Source organism: Desulfosporosinus metallidurans (assembly GCF_001936615.1).
Classification (GTDB): domain Bacteria; phylum Bacillota; class Desulfitobacteriia; order Desulfitobacteriales; family Desulfitobacteriaceae; genus Desulfosporosinus; species Desulfosporosinus metallidurans.
Window position 1 is genome coordinate 95,878 of sequence record NZ_MLBF01000012.1, and the last position, 19,038, is coordinate 114,915.

Here is a 19,038-nt window from a genome sequence, read left to right on the forward strand (position 1 = left end):
ATTTTGACTCATCATAATGACGGGTGCCTGGAACGCAGCAATAAAGGATAGCACTAAGTTTAACAGTATAAATGGTTGTGGATCAAAATGTTGAGTGCCAGAGATGGTATTCCACGTCATCCATGCAACTAAAAAAACGAAAAATATAATTATAAACCTCCAACTCCCACCAAAACCTGCCATCCGGTCAGCTAAACGATCTGACCATTTGGTATGCCTGATATAGTCCTCATTTAAATGTTGTGAAATGCTATTCTCATATTCGTTAACAATACGTTGAATACGTTTAGTGTAATCTTTTATATAAGGTCGACTATCGGTTAGGATTTCATTTTCGAGATCATTTCCCATCATTACCACCCCTGTCATGTTTTTTAACCTCGTTCTGCCCCCAATGCTTTGAGCTCATATCTGAGCTTTGGCTCACCTTTCTTTCTAAGGGTAAACATTATAACGTTATTTCTTTGAAATCAACAGGCACTATACACTCTGGTAACGAATCGAGCGTCAACCAAAATTATTCAGTATACTATACTATTCTACTTATGTTAATATATAACCAATTGATAATCTATTTTATTGGAGGGAACATCGTGGAAAAAGAAACATTGTTTCAGGAAATCTCTCACGCACTAGTAGAGTTTGAAGTTGAAAAGGTCGCAGAGCTTGCTGAGGAAACTCTGCAACAAAACATCCCCGCTTATGAAACTATTACAGAGGGTTTAATAACTGGCATGAAAGAGGTCAGCAGACTCTATGAGGAAGAGGAATATTTCCTTCCTGAAGTACTGATGTGTTCTGATGCATTCAATGCTGGTCTCGATGTAGTGAATCCACATCTAGATAAAAGCTCCCTAGAAAAGCCGATCAAGATCGTCATCGGGGTCGTCGAAGGGGATACCCATGACATTGGTAAAAACCTGGTTCGGATTTTAGCGGGTGCCTCCGGTTTCGAAGTCTACGATCTTGGACGTGATGTACCCCTCGACCAATTTATCGAAAAAGCTGAAGAAGTAGAAAGTGATATGATTTGCATGTCTACGCTGATGACCACTACTATGGACGGAATGAAAACCGTAATCGATCGCTTGAAAGAAAGAAATATCCGGGACAAATACAAAGTTCTCATCGGCGGTGGTCCTATTTCCCAGACGTTCTGCGATAAAATTGGTGCCGATCTTTACGCCAATGATGCCAGCTCAGCGGTGAGAAAAGCCAAAGAACTCATGGGGAGGGCCTAATATGTTAGTAAGGGAAGACATTTTAACCCCAAAAGAAAGAATGATGGCTCTTCTAACTGGAAAGCCCCTCGACAGAATGATCTGTATGCCCATTGTAACCACGAATACCGCTCAACTTATCGGCAAAACCGTGAAGGAATTTCAACTTAACGGTAAGGTCATGGCCGAAGCACATATTGCGGGGTTCAAGAAATTTGGTTATGATTTGATTTATCTCTTCACGAACTGTTCCTACGTGGCTGAAGCTATGGGGGCCGAACTGGATTATTCTGAGAATGAACCCGCTAATTGTGAAGTTCCCACAATTAACTCTAGGGAAGACTTAAGCAAACTTAAAGTTGCTGAAAAGAATGACGGACAATTTCCTGTTTACTACGAAGCACTGGAGATCCTGAACAAAGAAGTGGGCGACCAGGTTTTCATCTCCGTTTGTTTTTCTGGACCTGTTTCTACAGCTGCCACCCTACGAGGAGTTGAAGCTTTTGCGCGCGATACTTATACCGATCCAGAACTTTGCCATACCCTCTTGAGAATGGCTACCGATAGCTGCAAAAACTTTATTCGGGAAATAGCCAGTTATGGCGCTATGCCTATTATCCTGGAACCCATTGCTTCCGGCAGTCTTTTTAGCCCTAAGATGTTTGACAAAATTGCCTCCCCCTATATTAAAGAACTTGTGGACCTAGCCCACGAACTCAAAGCACTCATTCCCCTGCATATCTGCGGTAAAACTCACAAAATCGTGGGCAAGATGACAGATACCGGAGCTGATGTGATCAGTTTGGACAAATGTGATCTCGCTATCGCTCGGGAAAAGGTTGCTGGAAGAGCACTCATTCTCGGCAACATTGATCCTGCCAACGAACTTCTTTTCGGGCCCGTGGAAGAAATTCATAAAGTCTGTATAGAGGCCCTTGACACGATGAAAGGCTATACCCCTGCTTTTATTCTCTCCACTGGGTGCGAAACTGGTAATAAAGTACCTTTCGAGCATATTCAGGCTATGCTTGATGTGGTCCGGAGCCACGGCCTTTACGAATATAAAGTAGGTGAATAATCTTGGATGAGAAAGAACGCTTATTAAGTGTATTGAAGGGAGACCGGGTTGACCGGCCTCCCGTTATTTGCCCGGGTGGCATGATGAGTGCCTGCGTTACAAAGATATCCGATCTAGTGGGGGGCGGCCATCACTCCGATACTGGAGCCATGGTAAGTGCTGCTCGAAAAATTAATGAGCTCATCGGCTTTGAAAATTATGGAGTACCATTTTGCCTAACTGCTGAAGTTGAAGCCTTAGGGGCCAGTGTTAACCTAGGAGATAACCTTATCGAACCCAGAGTCACTCGGTATAATGATGAGCCCTTAGAAGCCATCATGGATAACTACCAGGTTGACGTTACCGCTGGCAGAATGGGGATCGTTTTAGAAGCGATCCGTGAACTCAGAAACAGCCGGGTTCCGGTTATTGGCAATGTTTCAGGCCATATCAGTACTGCGACCTCGGTTGTTGACCCTCTGGAAATATTTAAGATGCTGAGGCGGGAACCCGAACGAGCTGCCCGTTTTATGGCCTTCATTAATGACTATCTCGTCAGATATGCTTTAGAGATGGTCAAGGCCGGAGCTGACGTTATCTCCATATCGGATCCCACGGCTACAGGAGAAATTCTAGGGCCTCGCAATTTCCAAAAGTTCGCGGTTCCTTTCTATCAGAATATCATTAAAACTCTTCACAAGGAAGGAATCCCCGTCATCCTCCACATATGCGGCAATGCTCACAATATCGTCGAGTCTCTCAACGAAGTAAAAGCTAATGCTGTGAGCTTCGATTCGATCGTCAATATGAAATTCGCTCGAGAGGTGCTTAAAACAGGACTTATGGGTAATGTGAATACCCAACTTCTGCACACCGGAGAAAAAGAGAAGATTGTGTCCATAACTCGCAATGCTCTTCATTCCAAGGTGGATATCGTTGCTCCCGCTTGCGGTCTAAGTATGGCTACCCCTATAAGCAACCTCAAAGCCATGACAGATTACGTGAAAGAAGGGTCTTATAATTAACATGGGTATGGTGCATTTCACTATTGAAGATATTTCTATAGAAGTTAACGAAGGGGATCGGCTTGCGGAATGTATTCGCGCAGCGGGTCTGACCTTGGAGACTCCCTGCAATGGAATAGGACTTTGTGGCAAATGTCGTGTCAAGGCCTGGGGTGACCTTTACCCCCCAGAAGAATCGGAAAACGGCTTCATTAATACCCCGGGCATCCGTTTGGCCTGTCTGGCTCGGGTAAGGGGTGAAGTTTGGATCGAGCTTTCTCCAAAAGTCAACCAGCTCAAGACGATTAACCAAGGCTATACGATAGCGGTAGAGGTCGACAGCTCGGTGAAGCAGGTTTTCTTACCGGCTCCCGAAAAAACAGCTCAAGCCTACCTTGAAAGACTCTCTTATAACTCTAGCTCGGTGGACATTTATCAGAAGGCGGGTAGACTAGAGCAGGCCAAAACGCTCCAAATATACGGTGTTTTACTAGACAACTGTCTTATTGACCTTGAGTCTGAGCCAGGTGAAATCCTAGGAGTGGCTATAGACATAGGTACCACCGGCATTTCCGCTTATCTTCTAGACCTAGCCAATGGGGAAATCCTCAACAAAGAGTCCTGCCTAAACCCCCAGACAGAGTTCGGGGGAGACGTTTTGTCCAGAATAAGTTATTGTCTGGAAAATCCTCAAGGACCAGACCAACTTCGTGAGGCTATCCTTAGGAAAATAAATCAACTGGTGATAGACCTTACGGGCACCTTCGGAAGAGCGGAGCGTGTTTACCAGGTAGTTATAGCAGGAAACACGACCATGCTCCACTTTGTTCTGGGTGTTTATTCTGGGTCTATAGCCAAGTCCCCTTACCGTCCGGTTTTTCTTGAACAGGTTGACCTGAAAGCCAGGGAGGCCGGTATCCTGATTTGCCCGGAAGGAAGGATTACTCTTTTGCCTTCAGCCTCAGGGTATGTTGGGGCTGATATCCTTGCTGGTGTCGTGGCCACAGCGTTTGATAAAAAGGGCTACCCCGCTGTCTTTTTAGATATTGGAACCAACGGTGAAATCGTGGCTAATCTCGGAGGTAGGCTCATTGCTACCTCTACTGCAGCCGGCCCGGCCTTGGAAGGAATGAACATTTCCTGCGGTTGCCGTGCCGAAGAAGGAGCCATAGACACCTTTTTAATCGATGATAATTTTGATCTACATTTTACAACCATCGGCGCTACATCCCCTAAGGGAATCTGCGGTAGCGGCCTTATTGATATCACTGCGGCTATGGTAAAACGAAACTTAGTCCTTGCCAGCGGGCGCTTTAACCCTAACCTTGACCCCCGTATAAAAGCTAGGGTGAGGGATAAGAAGTTTTATCTGACAGAAGAAATTTATATTTCCCAGACGGATATTCGCCAGATTCAGTTGGCCAAGGGGGCTATTGCCGCAGGGGTAACCCTGCTCCTCGAAGAAGCAGGCATTCCTCTCGAAGCCATAGAGGAAGCGGTCATTGCTGGGGCCTTCGGGTATCATATTAATCCAGATAGTATTAGGGATATCGGCCTCCTGCCCAAAGGTTTTCATGGGAAGATAACCTTTGTCGGTAATTCCTCGATTGAAGGAGCCCGATTGGCCCTGATCAATAAGGGTGTGGTGGCCCAGATCAAGGAATTGAAGGAACGGATAGAGGTTCTGGAGCTTTCCACAAATTCCTGCTTTCAGGACTACTTTGTTAAAGCGTTGGGCTTTTAATCGAGGATCGAGGGGTGTAACAATGATTAAAGTAGATGTTATCTCAGGATTCCTGGGTTCTGGTAAGACTACTCTGGTCAAGAAACTTCTTCAAATTCACCAAAAGGAAAAGGTTGTCCTGATTGAAAACGAATTTGGGGACATCGGCATCGATGGAGAACTGATTGAGCGGGAAGGCTTTGAAGTTTTCGAAATCTCTAGTGGGTGTATCTGTTGTATTATGCAGAAGGATTTCGTCCAGATGCTGGTCCGGATTATCAAAGAATTCCACCCTCAAAGGATCATCATTGAGCCTACCGGCATCAGTATCCTAAGTGAAATCATCGATATCCTGCGCAAACCTGATTTCGCTTCCCTTCTCCAGATTAACTCCCTAGTGACGGTTGTCGACGGCGTTAATTACCTGCAGCAGTGCGAAGTCTTTGGGGAATTTTTCGAAGACCAGATAACGAATGCCTCTGTCCTAACCTTAAGTAAAAGCCAGCACATCGACAGTGAAACCATAAGTAGGATCATTACGTCCCTCAGGGAATTTAACCAAGATGGTGAGATTATCAGCAAACCCTGGGATTCTCTGGGGTCAAGCGAATTCGAAAACCTCCTTGATGGTCAAGGGTACATGGATCTGAGTGATATTCTTCATACCGACTATAAGCCTTGCAGTGAAAATGAATTTGAAGCCTTAGCAATTAAACCTTCCCGGGCTTACAGCCAAGAGGAACTGGAGCAAATTCTTGCTCATCTCAACCAGCCCCGATATGGGCAGGTCTTGAGAGGCAAAGGTTTCCTCAAAAGTCCTCAGGGTTACTGGGATTTCAGTTATACAAACGGTCTGTTTACAGTATCGAAAAGTCACTTTAAGGCCAGTGGCAAGCTGTGTCTGATCGGGAAAAGCCTCCGGGAAAAAGAAATTAAGGAATTGTTTAAGGTTAAAAGCGGGGGGGTGTTTAGTTGGCTGAAATTCTGATAGGCAGCTTCCAGGATGTCATCAAGATTGTTCCCGTTTTATTCTTGGTCATTCTTTTGACGAATTGGATTACCGGTAAGGTCAACAAAGGAACGCATTTTTTCAGTCGTCTAGCCAAGCTTGATGTTGTTGGCGGAGCTCTACTGGGAACAATCCCCCAGTGCGGCATATCAGTTGCTTTAGCTAAGCTTTATGACAATGGGTATATCTCCTTAGGTATGCTCATGGCCGTTTTCCTGGCTGGTTCGGATGAAGCCCTGATTGTCGTCGGAGCCCATCCTGATAAGTTGCCTCTGATGTTGGAGATTATCGGGATCAAGGTCTTGATTGGGATAGGTGCGGGCTGGCTAATAAACTTGGCGATCAAAGAGAAGCGCAACCGCCTCAAAGGGTGCGGTATTGACTGTGATTGTCCCAAATGTGGTAAACATAAAAATATTCTGGTTAATAGCCTGGTTCATACGTTGAAGCTTACTCTCTTCTTGTACGTTACTGTTCTGATTATCGGGATCGGGGCGGATCGGTTTGGTGAATAGGAAATCTACGCTCTTCTTGGCCGTAATGCCTTTCTTCAGCCAGTACTGGCTTCTTTGATCGGCATGATTCCAAGCTGTTTTTCTTCCGTGCTCATTGCCGAGGGTTTTCTCAAAGGGGCCTTGGGTTTCGGATCCATGATTGCTGGATTACTGGCTAATACGGGCTTTGGTATCCTAGTTCTCTTCAGGGAACTTCCCTTGAAGAAAACCCTGTTGCTTATCTTGCTCTTACAGGCCATCAGTATCTTAGTCGGTGAGATATTTCATTTTACTATCGGATAAAGAAAACTTGGCTAGCGCCAAACCTTAGCGAAGGCGGTCGCCTAGTTGCACTAATGCGCTGGCCAAGGATGGCCGAGTGTCCCTGTAGCCAAGGATGGCGAGAAGGGACCCACCCGAACCTTATACTTTCTGACTAGTATAGGGTCTGTGCGCCATCATCGAAGTGCGAAGTACGAAGTATGAAAAGCGAACCTCGAACTTCGAATATAGGGGGAATGACGAGTGGACTTTATATGTACGGGAGACGATCTGGAGCAGATTCCGGAAGAGGTGATTAAAAAAACAGGCATCTCCTTCCCGGGAGCTCATTCCGATAAAAATAGCATGGCGACCCTTGCCGGGGAACTCAGGAAACACCGAGGCGATGTCTTAACTAGGGTGCCTTTCTGCGTGACGGTAGAAGCGGAAGCTTACGGGGCACACATCAAGCTGGGCAACGCCTTAGCCGGACCCAGGGTAGAGAGTTACCGTTTTGCGTCACTTGAAGAAATGTCCAATCTCCAGGGTTTGGATTTGACTAGAGGTCGCATTAAGGAAGTCCTAGATGCTGTGGAAATTTTGGTTGAAGCTGGTGAGAAAGTAGCTCTAAGTGTCGAGGGCCCCTTCACGATCCTATCGTCCCTTATTGACCCCATGAATTTTTATAAAGGCCTGCGCAAGAACCCCCAGCGATTCCAAGAAATTCTGGCTGTTGTTGAAGAGAGTATCATCCGTTATAGCCTTGAAGGTGTGAATAGAGGTGCCTCAATTATTTCCTACGGAGACCCGGTTGGAGCCATGGGCATCATAGGACCCAAAGTTTATCGGGAATATAGCGGCCCCTCAAGCTGGCGAATTATTAAGGGGATAAAAGAAGCCGGTGGGAAAGTGCTTCTCCATCTCTGCGGTAAAACCTCAACGGCACTTGAAAAAATCGAGATGGCTAGGTCTTATCCTATCGAAACAGACGGAGCTTCGATTTATGGACAGGCCTTGTTGTGGCAGCTTGACAAGGCGACCGATACCATTGTGATAGGCCATAGATGTATTAAAGGGAGCTTAAACAGGATGGTTAACTCTATCCTTTGTGGGATCGAATTAATCAAGTAAAGAAGTACTCGCCATTGTGTTTGTTCTCTTTGTCTGCGGAATGAAAAAGGAGTCTATTCCTCAGAATAAATGCGTTTATCCCCTTTAAGGTTTTGCATTTCTTGGATATCTTGAGTTACCTCAATTGTTCCTCGATAAGTCCCGTCTAGATCATGGAGGGCAAAATATTGAATAAAGACGAACTTACCGTTCATATGAATCCAGAACTCAGCAGAATTTCGTTTGCCACTTTTAAAATCACCAACGATTTTGGTAACAATATGAACGCTATCCGGAGGATGACAATCCTTGACATTGCGTCCGATAATAGCCTTGCTCCGTTGGAAAATACGTTCTTTACCGTAGGAAAAATAACGCACGTTATCTTTTTCATCGACAAAGGTGATATCAACGGGCAGATGGTTAAAAATTAGACTAATCTGCTCAAGTGTCAGGGCACCAGTTTGAAAAGGCAGGAGCCCCTGAAAGCTATCTTTTCCTCGATCAGTAGTTGCTGGAAATGATTCAGGATCGACAGGTAGTTCGGGTGGTACGGAAGGAATCCAACCAAAGTCAGGTTCAATTAAAGTAAAGCCAATTTCTCCGCTCTGCTCGGCCATAGCAGCCCATTCTCCCTCAGTCAAAGTCTCCATACTCATGGGAAACATGATGTTTTCCTCTTTGTAGATAAGATCCTCAATAGCCTTAAGAACAGGAAGCGCTGTCTTTTGGATGAGTTCTGTCAAATATAATAGGTCGACTTTTGTGTGCAAAAGTGCTTGAGAAACTTGTTTAAGTTGAGCCCGTATCTCATCTTGAATGGCCCACATGACTTTCGGAGGGCCGCTTACTCCATGCTTTTCCAAATATGCAAAGAGGATATTTTCCTTACGACTATAGTGTTTCTCGATTTCCAGCAACTGTTGATGCAAGGATTTCCAGACCTTGAGCTTATCTTCTAAGTTTACGTCGGGATGCATGTTTTGGATTTGTTCTAGAAGCGGGCGGATCGCTTGGACTACACGTTCGATCGCTTTATTTTCTTTGCGAAACGTATGAATTGGATGTCCCCCTTGCTCCTGAGACTTTGGTTGGTTGTCCAAACTATCTTTGAAGACTGAAACATGAACATCGCAGAGACTCTTGACTTCTGTTGCAGGTAATCCTTCTTGGATTAACTCTTGTTCAAGGGCTGCAATTTCCGTAGCTCCGACATCTGATAAAAGCTCTCGAAATCGCATTTTGAGTTCATGTGGATTAACATTTTGGTGAATATCGCGAATAATTTGTTTAAGAGTTTCTCTGCGTTGTTTATGGTTGTCAATAAGTTCGCTCATAATTGGTCTCCTTTAATAAAAATTCTTCTTTATCATTAAAGGATGTACAATAAGAAGTTTATCATACATATCGAATAACTCGCGTTCGGGTGTTATTGGGTGTTATTGGAATTTAGTTGATCCTGATTAAATTGATTCGTGCTTTGATTTTGGCCCCTTGCGAAATGTCCTTGCTCATTACCTTTTAGACCTAATATGCCAGAAGCATAGCAGATACCCAATGAAACAAGAACCGTGGTAACTAGTGAGATAACCTTGAGTCTGTTTTTGAAAATACCTATAGTTATGTTTTTGATCCATTTTACGTGCATTAGTAGGTGTAACCCAATTAGACCAGTCATAATGTACCCGGTCCAAATATGAAGGCTCTTTAGGTTAATCCCTCCAAAGGACATTGATTTGTCTCCAATTAAGAAACCACTAATCACACAAGCAAATCCTACGATGGTCAAGGGAATATTAAGGTAGTAATTTTTTTCAGCCTTTGAGATCACGTTATTGTTCCTCCTAAATAATTGATTTGAGCTAATAACTCATCTGAGATTTTTTATTGCCCATTGCCTTACTCAATTGAGTATAACCCGATGAACTGAGTTGATCCTGAATATAGGCTGAGAGTATGCTGAAAAATAGACTACGTGGACCAATGATAATAAAAAGATCTCGGGACAATTAAAATGTACCCGAGATTTTTTATGTGTCGGCAAGAATGCTAAAAATGCCAACCTCTATGAAATTGGAGAGGAAACTATTTGAAAGAACCTGACGCGAGACGGAAAATTTATGTACCTACAAACGGCAATAATTATAATTCTTTTTATCTGTTCCACACTATAACCCCTACCTATCAACCAGTCCAAGTCCTTTTGTGCGAACCTAAATAAATTAGGGCTCAAGAAAACACTCTAAAGTATTTTCCAGAACTAGAAGGAGTATTTATATGACAACGCGAAGTATTAAATTTCGAGTCCTGAAACATTTTTCGAGAGAAGGTGAACGGTTTGATGAACGCGCAAATGCAAAGCGCCAGTGAATTCTTAGGTCTTTTATCCACTAGCTCTGGCGTTTCCGGACATGAGTCTTCAATTGCTTCTTTAGTAATGGAACGATTTAAAACGATAACCGATGAGGTGCATTGCGATACGTTTGGAAATGTTTATGGCCTAAAAAAAGGCAGCGGCCAACGCACCAAACTGATGTTAGCGGCTCATATGGACGAAATCGGACTTATTGTGAATAAAATCGATCCTCGTGGTTTCCTGAGTTTCACCTCCATTGGGGGAGTAGACCCAAGAACCCTCTTATCCCAAGAAGTGCTCGTTCATGGCCGCCGGACAATCCCAGGCATTATCGGTTCCTTGCCTCCTCATCTAATACAGAACGGCGACTTGGACATAGCCGTTAAAATGGAGGATATGACCATTGATGTTGGACTTTCCTTCGAGAAACTAAAAGAGGTCATTCAGATTGGGGATATCATCACATTGCAACGAGATACCTATCCCCTGCTCAACAACGTAATAGCCGGAAAATCCTTGGATGACCGAGCTGGAGTGGTTGTCATGATGATCTGCCTCGAAGAGCTCTCCCATCTAAAACATAGCCACGATGTCATTGCGGTGGCTACAACACAAGAAGAAGTCGGAATTCGGGGAGCGTTTACCAGTGCTTATACGCTAAACCCTGACCTAGCCGTAGCGATTGATGTTACCCATGCTAGTACTCCGGATTCTAAGGGACAAACAACTCTTGATTTTGGCAAAGGCCCAGCGGTTGCTCTTGGACCCAACATTCATCCCGCTATCTACCGTCATTTCTCAGAAACTGCCCAAGAACACCGTTTACCGATCCAACTTGAACCGATTCCTGGAGCCTCGGGAACGGATGCCTGGGCAATACAAGTATCCCAAGCAGGTATTCCCACCGGGCTTCTCTCTATCCCCCTGCGTTATATGCACACGTCAGTTGAAACTCTGGACTTGCAAGACGTGCTCAACTCTGGCAAACTACTTGCTCATTTCATCTCCTCCTTGCCGGACGATTTGGAGGGATTTCTATGTTATTAAAGACTCTGAGCGAATTAAATGGCACATCAGGGGCTGAAGGCTCCGTCCGGGATTTCTTGCGTCAACAACTTGAACCTTTCGTGGATACGATCGTCGTTGATAAAATGGGCAATTTAATTGCGACAAAAAATGCTCATCTGCCCGGTCCTAAAATTATGCTTGCCGCTCATATGGATGAAGTGGCGCTGATGATCACAGAGATTACCAGCGACGGGTACCTCAAATTCCAGCCTGTTGGAGGGATTGACGCTCGAATCCTCGTCTCCAAGCCCGTACAAATTAATGATACCCTCGTCGGAGTGATTGGGGCCAAAGCCATTCATCTGCAAAAATCGTCCGAACGGAAAAGAGCTTTACCCTTTGACAAACTTTATATTGATATCGGGGCCAAATCAAAAGAAGACGCTGCTGGCAAGGTCAAGCTGGGGGATTACGCTTATTTTATGACGAAATGCGAGCCTTTCGGAGAGAATCTATATAAAGGAAAAGCGTTTGATGACCGAGTAGGGTGTGCCCTCTTAGTTGAACTTCTCAAGAAGGACTATGCTTTCCCCTTAGTTGCGGCGTTTACAGTCCAAGAGGAGGTCGGGCTCCGTGGCGCCAAGGTCGCAGCTTACCACGTTGACCCTGATTTTGCGATTGTTCTCGAGGGAACCGTGGCAGCTGATGTATCCGATCGTGAAGAAGATGGGTGGGTTACAGAATTAGGCAAAGGGCCAGCTTGCTCATTGATGGACAGAACAACCCTCTACTCCCCAAAGCTGGTCCAGTGGGTTGTGAACTTAGCCCGTGAAAAGGGAATTCCACTCCAGTTTCGGCGCGGAACAAGTGGTGGTAATGACGCAGGCTCAATTCATATCAGCAAAGCAGGCATCCCAACCATTGTTTTAAGCGTCCCTTGTCGCTACATCCATTCCTTCGTCTCGGTTATTTCCGAACACGACTATACCGCGTGCTTCAAGCTAGTAGAAGAACTTTTAGCTGATCTCCCGCGCAAACTTAGAATTAGCCCGATGGCTAAGGAGGACTTGTAATGGATTTTGAGCTGTTAGGACAGTTAACCCAGTTATTTGGCCCGTCGGGTTCTGAAGAGCGGGTCGTGGAATTTATCTCGACCCAAGTGCGTCCTTACTGTGACAAACTAACGATCGATACCTTAGGAAACCTTATTGTCCAACGTCATGGGACGGGTAAACGAATTATGATCGCTGCTCATATGGACGAAATTGGTTTAATGATCACCCATATTAATAAAGAAGGATTTCTACGCTTCACTCCCCTCGGTGGAGTGCGCATCCAAAACCTGATTGGACAAAGAGTCCAGTTTGCCCAAGGAAGGATCGGAACAATCGGGGTAGAATCGTTAGATAGCCCTAAAGATTTTAAACTTGACAAACTCTATCTTGATATTGGAGTCTCGTCGCGAGAAGACGCCGAGCAGTATGTCCATATAGGGGAAACGGCAGTGTTCGTCGGGAATTTCGCAGAATCCGAAACTCGAATTATCTCCAAGGCTCTTGATGACCGAGTAGGGTGTTTTGTAGCGATTGAAGCTCTCAAGCAGACTAAGTCCACTCACGAATTAGCGTTTGTCTTTACCGCCCAAGAGGAAATCGGGACCCGTGGCGCCCAAACTGCTGCCTATGCTCTCGAACCAGACTTGGCCATTGCCGTGGATGTCACCTCTACCGGAGATACTCCCAAAGCACACCCTATGTCTGTAGAGTTAGGAAAAGGGGTTGGAATTAAGGTACTCGACCACTCCATGGTAACCTCACCACAAATCAAACGTTGGATGGCGGATGTGGCCACGGATCGTCAGATTCCCTTCCAGTGGGAGATTCTAGAGTATGGGGGAACGGATTCCGGAGCGATTCATTTGTCCCGGGGAGGAGTACCCTCAGGGGTCCTTTCGATTCCCACACGTTACGTCCACAGTCCCGCCGAAATGCTTGACAAACATGACGTAGAAGCAGCCGTGGAACTACTAGTGGCACTTTTAGAGAGCACTACCGAACTATAAAACCAAACCGAAACAAACCCCCATGAAAATTAGGGGAAAACAAGACTGAAATACCCCCGCAGCATGTCTAAGTGTTGCGGGGGTATTTGGGAATTACTAGGAAATTGTTGTTATTGTGCCTAGAGTTGAGGCTGGAACAATAGTGGTGGATTAAGTTGTTGAAGGGGTGGTTGCAGGGGTAGCTGCAGGTGCGGGTGTGTTTAGATCTTGACTAACTTTCTGAAGGTCTGCTAACACTTTTTGCATAGCGGGAATTTTGGTTTGAATGTCACCTTGGAGTTTCTGTAAATCAGCTTGGATTCCTTGGACGTTTTTAGTTTGGCGATCACTATGGTATTGCTGCCAATCAGTTAGACATGTCTTGGTAATAGTCTCCACACCTGCGATGTCATCTTGCATAGGAATCATATCACTAAGAGCTGCCGAAAGAGCGGTGTAGTTTTTTGCCTGTCTGTCAGATTTGAGCTGTTGCCGAACCTGGTCTCTTGTGGTATGGATCTGCTCGCGGATCTGTACTTCGTGTTTTTGCAGATCGCGAACAGGCCCCATATATTGCTGGAACTGTTCTTGATTCTGGAGCTTGGTAACTTCATTTTGAAGTCGTTCCTTGGCTTTCGTTGCCTTGTCTGTAGGGGAAGATTGGCTGGCCGGTGCTGGGTTTGTATTTGTAGTTGACGTGTTATCATCAGCAAGTACAGGAATTGCAAACGTTAAGAGTAAAGTTAAGGTTGTAGCCACAGCTAATAATTTTTTCATGGTATACCCTCCTGCTAATTAAAGATTTCCTAAGCTTTTGTCGAGAGAATCTAACGCTTTGTCCAAAGATTGAAGATGCTGATCAATCTTCTGGTCAACTTCAGCCTGACCTTGAGCGGTTTTAGTGTTAATACTTTGAACTTGGGCTTGTTGCTGTGAGGCACTTTGTTGATTTGAGGACTGAGCCACCGACGAATTTACAGTTTGGCTTGACTTGGAAACATTACTTTTGGTTCCACATCCCGCAAGTACAACTGCGAGTAAAACGGTCATTCCCGCAACAATTATTCGCTTGATGCTCATAACCCCCTCTTAATTTCCGTTTATAAGGTAGCTGCTTTATTTATGTCACTAATTATTCTTTGGAGGTCTTCAAGCCTTGTATTCTGCACGGCTATAATACTGTTCAAAGAATTTTTGACTCCGTCAAAGTTCTTTTCCATCTTGGCAGTTCTTAAATCAAGTGTTTCCTTTTGAATTCCACCTATGGTACCGGCCAGGGATTGTTTATCTTGTATGATAATGTCTAATGATTCCTTCAGTGATTTAATCTGTGCAGGAGTCAAGTTATCCTTGTTTTTGAGAAGTCCCTTTATGTGGCTCTTGGCCTTGTTATAGGCATCGTTTGCTTCCTTTTTCAGGCGCAGGAGTTCGGTGCGATTCGTGCGCACCTTTTCCTGTAAAGGGGCTATTTCTGCAAGTTTTGCTCTATAATCAGCGGTGGCCTGTGTGATCTTACTTTTGGCATTAGCAAGTGTCGATCCCTGAGCGAATGCAATATTTCCAGTAAGTAATATTGCGGATAATAAAATTGCGGAAACGATTTTTTTCATATTATCTGCTCCTTACTTTTGATTCAGATCAAGGTCGGCATCTTGGGCATCTTCAAGGTTATTTATGTTGCTGAATAGTGAATCTAATTCCTTGTTAACTTGGTTTAGTAGTTCTTCTTTATCACTGCTGGACATAATATTTTCCGATTTGGCAACGATTGCGGCACCTCCGGCCTTTGTAGACGAATCATTAGTATTCAATTGCTGATTGGTAGCATTACCGGCTTGCTGGGTAGTATTTGTGCTTGGTTGATTAGATTTCGATGCTATATTTCCATTTCCGCATCCCGTAAGTACCAGGGCTAAAATAATAATTGCTGTAAGAACAATTATCTTCCGCAATTCGATCCTCCTTTCATTTTGTTTTCCAGCAAGCTCATCTCCAATGACCATGATTTGATTATAAGAGCCATCTGTAAAACAAAAATACCTTTATTGTGAACTGAATGTAAACATTATTGGGGGAGTTCGAAAATTATCTCAGTACCTGCTCCCAATTCGCTAATAACCCATATTTTTCCTCCATGAAGCTCAATTAGACTTCTTGTAATGTTAAGCCCAAGGCCTGTACCACCTGGTGACGATCGGGACTTATCCACCCGGTAAAATTTCTCGAATATCAATGGAAGCTCTTCGGCAGGAATTCCTATCCCTGTATCTCTAATCCTAAATTCTGTTACGGACGGCTTATATCGTAAACTAACATTAATGCCTATTTCCCCGCCATATCTGGTATATTTAACCGCATTATCGATGATATTGATCAATATTTGCTTTAGTTTGTCGCTGTCGGCATATACCGTGATTGTGTTATCACACTCAAGAGCTAATTCAATGGATTTTTTTTCCACAAGAGCTCTGGTACTGCTTATTACAGAATCAAGTATAGTCTTAACAATGAGATTCTCTCGGAATAGCCTTATGCTGCCCGACTGAATTTTGGCTAGATGAAGAATATCATTGGTCAGCTTGGTCAGTCGTAGCGTTTCATCTTTGATGATGGTCAGATACTTGTTGTAGTCCTCGGGTTTAACAATACCGTCCAGCATTCCGCTAACAAAACCATTGATGGACGTTAAAGGAGTTCTCATATCGTGGGAAACATTAGCGATGAACTCACTGCGCATTTTTTCAATGCCGACCAACTGTTGTTTCATATAGTTGAAAGATTTAGCGAGTTTTCCGATCTCGTCTGCACTATTAACAACAACTAGGTCGTCAGAGCGCTCACCTGAAGCCAACTTGCCAGCGGCAATTTCCATTTGTTTGATGGGCTTAGATATCCTCAGAGAATTAAAATAGATTACTATAGCACTTAATATTATAAGTACTAAGGCCATAATCCATATAACAAGGTTTAGTTTGGTTATGTTGCTACTAATCTGGCTAATCGGTGAAAATAGAAGAATTGCTCCAGAAATACCGGAATTTGTTTTCCATGGGATGCCAGAAAAAACTACATACATATCAAACTTCTGTGAATATTGCTTTTTCCGGAAAACATTCTCTCCGTTCAAGATCTTTTGTAAATCACTGAACAAATAGCTTTCTTCAAGATTTTCACCAAGTTGTATACTTTTAGGGTTTTCAAGTGCTTTTTTATCGATTCTTATAGCATAGATCGACGAATCAGAAATATACCCCATTGAATCAAGCGACGAATTAAGTTCCGTTTGAGATATCTCTTTTCTTTCCAGCTTGTTAACCAGCTCATTTACATAATACCCGGTTTTCTCCAGTTCCTGCTGCTTTTGATCAAAAACATACCAACTATAAGCCATGCTGATAAAAAGTGATAGAACTGCAATTACGGATATAATAATTGCCAGATAAGTTACAAGAAGTTTTACAAAGATACTTTTAAACATCATCTTACCTCAAGTTTGTAGCCGACACCCCGGAGTGTTTTTATGCTCCAGGATGTACTGTGATCGCCTAACTTTTCTCTTAATCGTTTAATATGTACATCTACCGTACGAGTATCCACCATAAAATCATAGTTCCAAACCATATCCAGTAGCTGCTCTCTAGAAAAAACAATATTCTTGTTGTTCAGCAGAAAGTAAAGGAGTTGGACCTCTTTAGGCTTTAAGTCTATTACGCTGTCTCCCTGCCATACTTCATATTTGGATATGTCCACTATAAGATCTTCTGCCTTAAGTAGGCCATCTTCTCCAATGGATTTTGTCTGGTTCGCCTTCAATCGGGCTTTTATCCGGGCTATCACTTCTTTAGGCTCAAAGGGCTTAACGATATAGTCATCTGCCCCTATGTCAAAACCTTGGATTTTATCTTCCAGCATATCCCGTGCTGTCAGCATAATGATGGGTATTGAGCTTGTACGTCTAACAATCTTGCACACTTCCCACCCATTAATGATAGGCAACATGATGTCAAGCAAGATAAGATCTATTTTTTGATCTTTTAGCAAGTTAAGTGCCGTACTACCATCATAGCAAAATAGAAGCGAAAATCCGGCGATAGAAAGATAAAGATCCAGAAGTTCACAGATATTTTTATCATCATCAACTACCAAAATGGTTTTGTCCTTCAATGCATTTCACCTCCGCGTCGATGTATGTATATCTTACCCTATTGAACACAAAAAAAGAAACATAAAAAGTCTCTCAATAGAAAAGCAGGAAACGCTGAGACAATTTACGTCTCAGCGTTTCCCTTACATAAGGCCTACCACAGGCTTGATTTATACTTTTATGACGTACCGCGTAATTTATACCCAATGAATATAATCAAAAGCCAAATAGGTCCGATATAAAGAGAATAAGCCATATCGGGTATATACGCCATCAAAGCGATAACCATTACTAAGAATGCTAACGTCACATAGTTCGAAACGGGGTAGAGTGGAAGCTTGAACGTTAGAGTTCCCGCTTCGCCTATTTCTTGCTTCCTCCGCCTGAATTTCAAGTGGGTAATTATGATCATGATCCAGTTAAAAATGGCCGCGATCGTCGCTACGGAGATGATATACAAGAATACTTTCCCAGGGACAAGAAAGTTGAGGACGACCGCGATTAAGGTAAAGGCAGAAGAGAACAAAATACCAGTTACCGGTGTTCCCGCTTTACTTAGACGGGCAAAGATTTTTGGCGCGCTTCCATGAAGTGCCAGGCTATGAAGCATCCGGCCATTACTGTACAAACCGCTATTATAGGTTGAAAGAGCTGCGGTTAAAACAACCACATTAAGAATCCCTGCAGCAGCTGGAATCCCGATTTTAGAAAAAATCTCTACAAAGGGGCTGCCTGTCGTCCCGACTAAGTTCCAGGGATAAATAATGGTCAAAACCAATAAAGCCCCAACATAAAAAAGGAGTATCCTCCATACGACTTGGTTGATCGCTTTAGGAATCGTTTTAGTTGGATTATCCGCCTCTCCGGCAGTGATTCCAATGAGTTCAACCCCTCCGAAGGAAAACATGACGATCACAAGGGATAACAGTAACCCCCATAGTCCGTTTGGTAAATACCCTCCGTGAGCCCATAAGTTACTTAGTCCGATTGGCTGGCCGTTATTTCCGAGCCCAAAGAAAATAATTAAAAGCCCAAACAAAATCATCGCGATAATGGCCACGACTTTAATTAGGGAAAACCAAAATTCCAATTCACCGAAGGCTTTAACATTAATCAAGTTAACTAACGTAATAATAATTAAAAACACTAAGGCTGAAAGCCACGTTGGAACAGTCGGAAACCAATAGTTTATGTATACTCCTACCGCAGAAAGTTCAGCCATACTCACGACAACATAACAAAACCAGTAGTTCCAACCTGAAAAAAAGCCTGCAAAATCTCCCCAATAACGATAAGCGTAGTGGCTAAAGGAACCTGAAACTGGTTCATCAACGGACATTTCCCCAAGAGCCCGCATGATAAAGAAGATGGCAATTCCTCCGATAATATACGATAAACTGATTCCTGGTCCAACTAATTTAATCGTGGTTCCTGACCCATAGAATAACCCTGTTCCGATGGCTCCACCCAAAGCAATCATTTGGATATGCCGGTTTTTTAGTGAGCGCTGTAATTCATCCGGCCTTTCTTTGTCTGTCTTCAATAATTTTCTCCTTCTGTTTTTTTCTTCTGCGGAATTCAATTCTGACTTAGATCTCTTTTAATTATTCA

At 43.7% G+C, this 19,038-nt stretch carries 20 protein-coding genes and 1 pseudogene; 11 read left to right on the forward strand and 10 right to left on the reverse strand.

The genetic code is table 11. The features are described from left to right. A pseudogene (locus DSOL_RS29995) lies at positions 1–369 on the reverse strand (DUF1003 domain-containing protein); the annotation flags it as partial. A gap of 176 nt (positions 370–545) precedes the next feature. Here DSOL_RS29995 and DSOL_RS10235 point away from each other — a divergent pair. The 8 genes from DSOL_RS10235 (at position 546) to DSOL_RS10270 (ending at position 7,899) form a co-directional block, all read left to right on the forward strand. Further along, the gene (locus DSOL_RS10235; RefSeq protein WP_075364787.1) at positions 546–1,241 is read left to right on the forward strand and encodes a corrinoid protein; all 696 of its coding nucleotides are present in this window, start codon (positions 546–548) and stop codon (positions 1,239–1,241) included. Between the two features lies 1 nt (position 1,242). Further along, positions 1,243–2,298 carry a uroporphyrinogen decarboxylase family protein gene (locus DSOL_RS10240; RefSeq protein ID WP_075364763.1) on the forward strand — a complete coding sequence of 352 codons (1,056 nt, stop codon included), beginning with the start codon at positions 1,243–1,245 and terminating at the stop codon, positions 2,296–2,298. 2 nt (positions 2,299–2,300) lie between these two features. Beyond that, a complete protein-coding gene (locus DSOL_RS10245; protein ID WP_083642444.1) occupies positions 2,301–3,302 on the forward strand; it encodes a uroporphyrinogen decarboxylase family protein in 1,002 nt (333 codons plus the stop codon). A gap of 1 nt (position 3,303) precedes the next feature. Then, positions 3,304–5,025: an ASKHA domain-containing protein gene (locus tag DSOL_RS10250; RefSeq protein WP_075364765.1), complete on the forward strand. Its 1,722-nt coding sequence runs from the start codon at positions 3,304–3,306 to the stop codon at positions 5,023–5,025. Positions 5,026–5,047: 22 nt separating this feature from the next. Next, positions 5,048–5,992, forward strand: a complete 945-nt coding sequence (locus DSOL_RS10255; RefSeq protein WP_075364766.1) for a CobW family GTP-binding protein — start codon at positions 5,048–5,050, stop codon at positions 5,990–5,992. Continuing rightward, positions 5,977–6,528 carry a putative manganese transporter gene (locus DSOL_RS10260; protein ID WP_075364767.1) on the forward strand — a complete coding sequence of 184 codons (552 nt, stop codon included), beginning with the start codon at positions 5,977–5,979 and terminating at the stop codon, positions 6,526–6,528. The genes DSOL_RS10255 and DSOL_RS10260 overlap by 16 nt, the downstream gene beginning before the upstream one ends. Before the next feature lie 3 nt (positions 6,529–6,531). After that, entirely contained in the window at positions 6,532–6,810 is a 279-nt protein-coding gene (locus DSOL_RS27220) for a putative manganese transporter (protein WP_139314434.1), read from the forward strand. Between the two features lie 222 nt (positions 6,811–7,032). After that, complete coding sequence (locus tag DSOL_RS10270) at positions 7,033–7,899, forward strand: uroporphyrinogen decarboxylase family protein (RefSeq protein WP_075364769.1); 867 nt, start codon at positions 7,033–7,035, stop codon at positions 7,897–7,899. 53 nt (positions 7,900–7,952) lie between these two features. Here the strand turns inward: DSOL_RS10270 and DSOL_RS10275 are convergent, their stop codons facing one another. Next, the gene (locus DSOL_RS10275) at positions 7,953–9,215 is read right to left on the reverse strand and encodes a DUF438 domain-containing protein (RefSeq protein ID WP_075364770.1); all 1,263 of its coding nucleotides are present in this window, start codon (positions 9,213–9,215) and stop codon (positions 7,953–7,955) included. Positions 9,216–9,307: 92 nt separating this feature from the next. Continuing rightward, positions 9,308–9,709 carry a DUF4405 domain-containing protein gene (locus DSOL_RS10280; RefSeq protein WP_075364771.1) on the reverse strand — a complete coding sequence of 134 codons (402 nt, stop codon included), beginning with the start codon at positions 9,707–9,709 and terminating at the stop codon, positions 9,308–9,310. Between the two features lie 507 nt (positions 9,710–10,216). On the opposite strand from DSOL_RS10280, the gene DSOL_RS10285 reads away from it, so the two are divergent. The 3 genes from DSOL_RS10285 to DSOL_RS10295 are packed head-to-tail and all read left to right on the forward strand — an operon-like array spanning position 10,217 to position 13,304. Next, positions 10,217–11,281: a M42 family metallopeptidase gene (locus DSOL_RS10285; protein ID WP_075364772.1), complete on the forward strand. Its 1,065-nt coding sequence runs from the start codon at positions 10,217–10,219 to the stop codon at positions 11,279–11,281. Continuing rightward, on the forward strand, positions 11,272–12,315 hold the full coding sequence (locus DSOL_RS10290; RefSeq protein ID WP_075364773.1) for a M42 family metallopeptidase: 1,044 nt from the start codon (positions 11,272–11,274) through the stop codon (positions 12,313–12,315). Before DSOL_RS10285 ends, DSOL_RS10290 begins: the two co-directional genes overlap by 10 nt. Next, positions 12,315–13,304 carry a M42 family metallopeptidase gene (locus DSOL_RS10295; RefSeq protein WP_075364774.1) on the forward strand — a complete coding sequence of 330 codons (990 nt, stop codon included), beginning with the start codon at positions 12,315–12,317 and terminating at the stop codon, positions 13,302–13,304. The genes DSOL_RS10290 and DSOL_RS10295 overlap by 1 nt, the downstream gene beginning before the upstream one ends. A gap of 150 nt (positions 13,305–13,454) precedes the next feature. On the opposite strand, the gene DSOL_RS10300 is transcribed toward DSOL_RS10295, so the two are convergent. From DSOL_RS10300 to DSOL_RS10330, 7 genes are all read right to left on the reverse strand, one after another. Beyond that, positions 13,455–14,060: a hypothetical protein gene (locus tag DSOL_RS10300; RefSeq protein WP_075364775.1), complete on the reverse strand. Its 606-nt coding sequence runs from the start codon at positions 14,058–14,060 to the stop codon at positions 13,455–13,457. Between the two features lie 18 nt (positions 14,061–14,078). Next, a complete protein-coding gene (locus DSOL_RS10305) occupies positions 14,079–14,363 on the reverse strand; it encodes a hypothetical protein (protein WP_075364776.1) in 285 nt (94 codons plus the stop codon). Positions 14,364–14,383: 20 nt separating this feature from the next. Continuing rightward, positions 14,384–14,893 (reverse strand): hypothetical protein, encoded by a 510-nt coding sequence (locus tag DSOL_RS10310; protein WP_075364777.1) that lies wholly within the window; start codon positions 14,891–14,893, stop codon positions 14,384–14,386. Positions 14,894–14,905: 12 nt separating this feature from the next. After that, a complete protein-coding gene (locus DSOL_RS10315) occupies positions 14,906–15,235 on the reverse strand; it encodes a hypothetical protein (protein ID WP_075364778.1) in 330 nt (109 codons plus the stop codon). Between the two features lie 113 nt (positions 15,236–15,348). Next, complete coding sequence (locus DSOL_RS10320; protein WP_075364779.1) at positions 15,349–16,764, reverse strand: sensor histidine kinase; 1,416 nt, start codon at positions 16,762–16,764, stop codon at positions 15,349–15,351. Next, positions 16,761–17,447 carry a response regulator transcription factor gene (locus DSOL_RS10325; RefSeq protein ID WP_075364780.1) on the reverse strand — a complete coding sequence of 229 codons (687 nt, stop codon included), beginning with the start codon at positions 17,445–17,447 and terminating at the stop codon, positions 16,761–16,763. The genes DSOL_RS10320 and DSOL_RS10325 overlap by 4 nt, the downstream gene beginning before the upstream one ends. Positions 17,448–17,605: 158 nt before the next feature. Next, positions 17,606–18,907 (reverse strand): amino acid permease, encoded by a 1,302-nt coding sequence (locus tag DSOL_RS10330; RefSeq protein ID WP_427854388.1) that lies wholly within the window; start codon positions 18,905–18,907, stop codon positions 17,606–17,608. Positions 18,908–19,038 lie beyond the last annotated feature (131 nt).

Excerpts from the sequence above, each read along its gene's own strand:
- DSOL_RS10235 (WP_075364787.1), top strand. The coding sequence starts at position 546 with ATGTTAATATATAACCAATTGATAATCTATTTTATTGGAGGGAACATC.
- DSOL_RS10240 (WP_075364763.1), top strand. The coding sequence starts at position 1,243 with ATGTTAGTAAGGGAAGACATTTTAACCCCAAAAGAAAGAATGATGGCT.
- DSOL_RS10250 (WP_075364765.1), top strand. The coding sequence starts at position 3,304 with ATGGGTATGGTGCATTTCACTATTGAAGATATTTCTATAGAAGTTAAC.
- DSOL_RS10255 (WP_075364766.1), top strand. The coding sequence starts at position 5,048 with ATGATTAAAGTAGATGTTATCTCAGGATTCCTGGGTTCTGGTAAGACT.
- DSOL_RS10275 (WP_075364770.1), bottom strand. The coding sequence starts at position 9,215 with ATGAGCGAACTTATTGACAACCATAAACAACGCAGAGAAACTCTTAAA.
- DSOL_RS10290 (WP_075364773.1), top strand. The coding sequence starts at position 11,272 with ATGTTATTAAAGACTCTGAGCGAATTAAATGGCACATCAGGGGCTGAA.
- DSOL_RS10295 (WP_075364774.1), top strand. The coding sequence starts at position 12,315 with ATGGATTTTGAGCTGTTAGGACAGTTAACCCAGTTATTTGGCCCGTCG.
- DSOL_RS10300 (WP_075364775.1), bottom strand. The coding sequence starts at position 14,060 with ATGAAAAAATTATTAGCTGTGGCTACAACCTTAACTTTACTCTTAACG.
- DSOL_RS10305 (WP_075364776.1), bottom strand. The coding sequence starts at position 14,363 with ATGAGCATCAAGCGAATAATTGTTGCGGGAATGACCGTTTTACTCGCA.
- DSOL_RS10310 (WP_075364777.1), bottom strand. The coding sequence starts at position 14,893 with ATGAAAAAAATCGTTTCCGCAATTTTATTATCCGCAATATTACTTACT.
- DSOL_RS10320 (WP_075364779.1), bottom strand. The coding sequence starts at position 16,764 with ATGATGTTTAAAAGTATCTTTGTAAAACTTCTTGTAACTTATCTGGCA.
- DSOL_RS10330 (WP_427854388.1), bottom strand. The coding sequence starts at position 18,907 with ATGATTGCTTTGGGTGGAGCCATCGGAACAGGGTTATTCTATGGGTCA.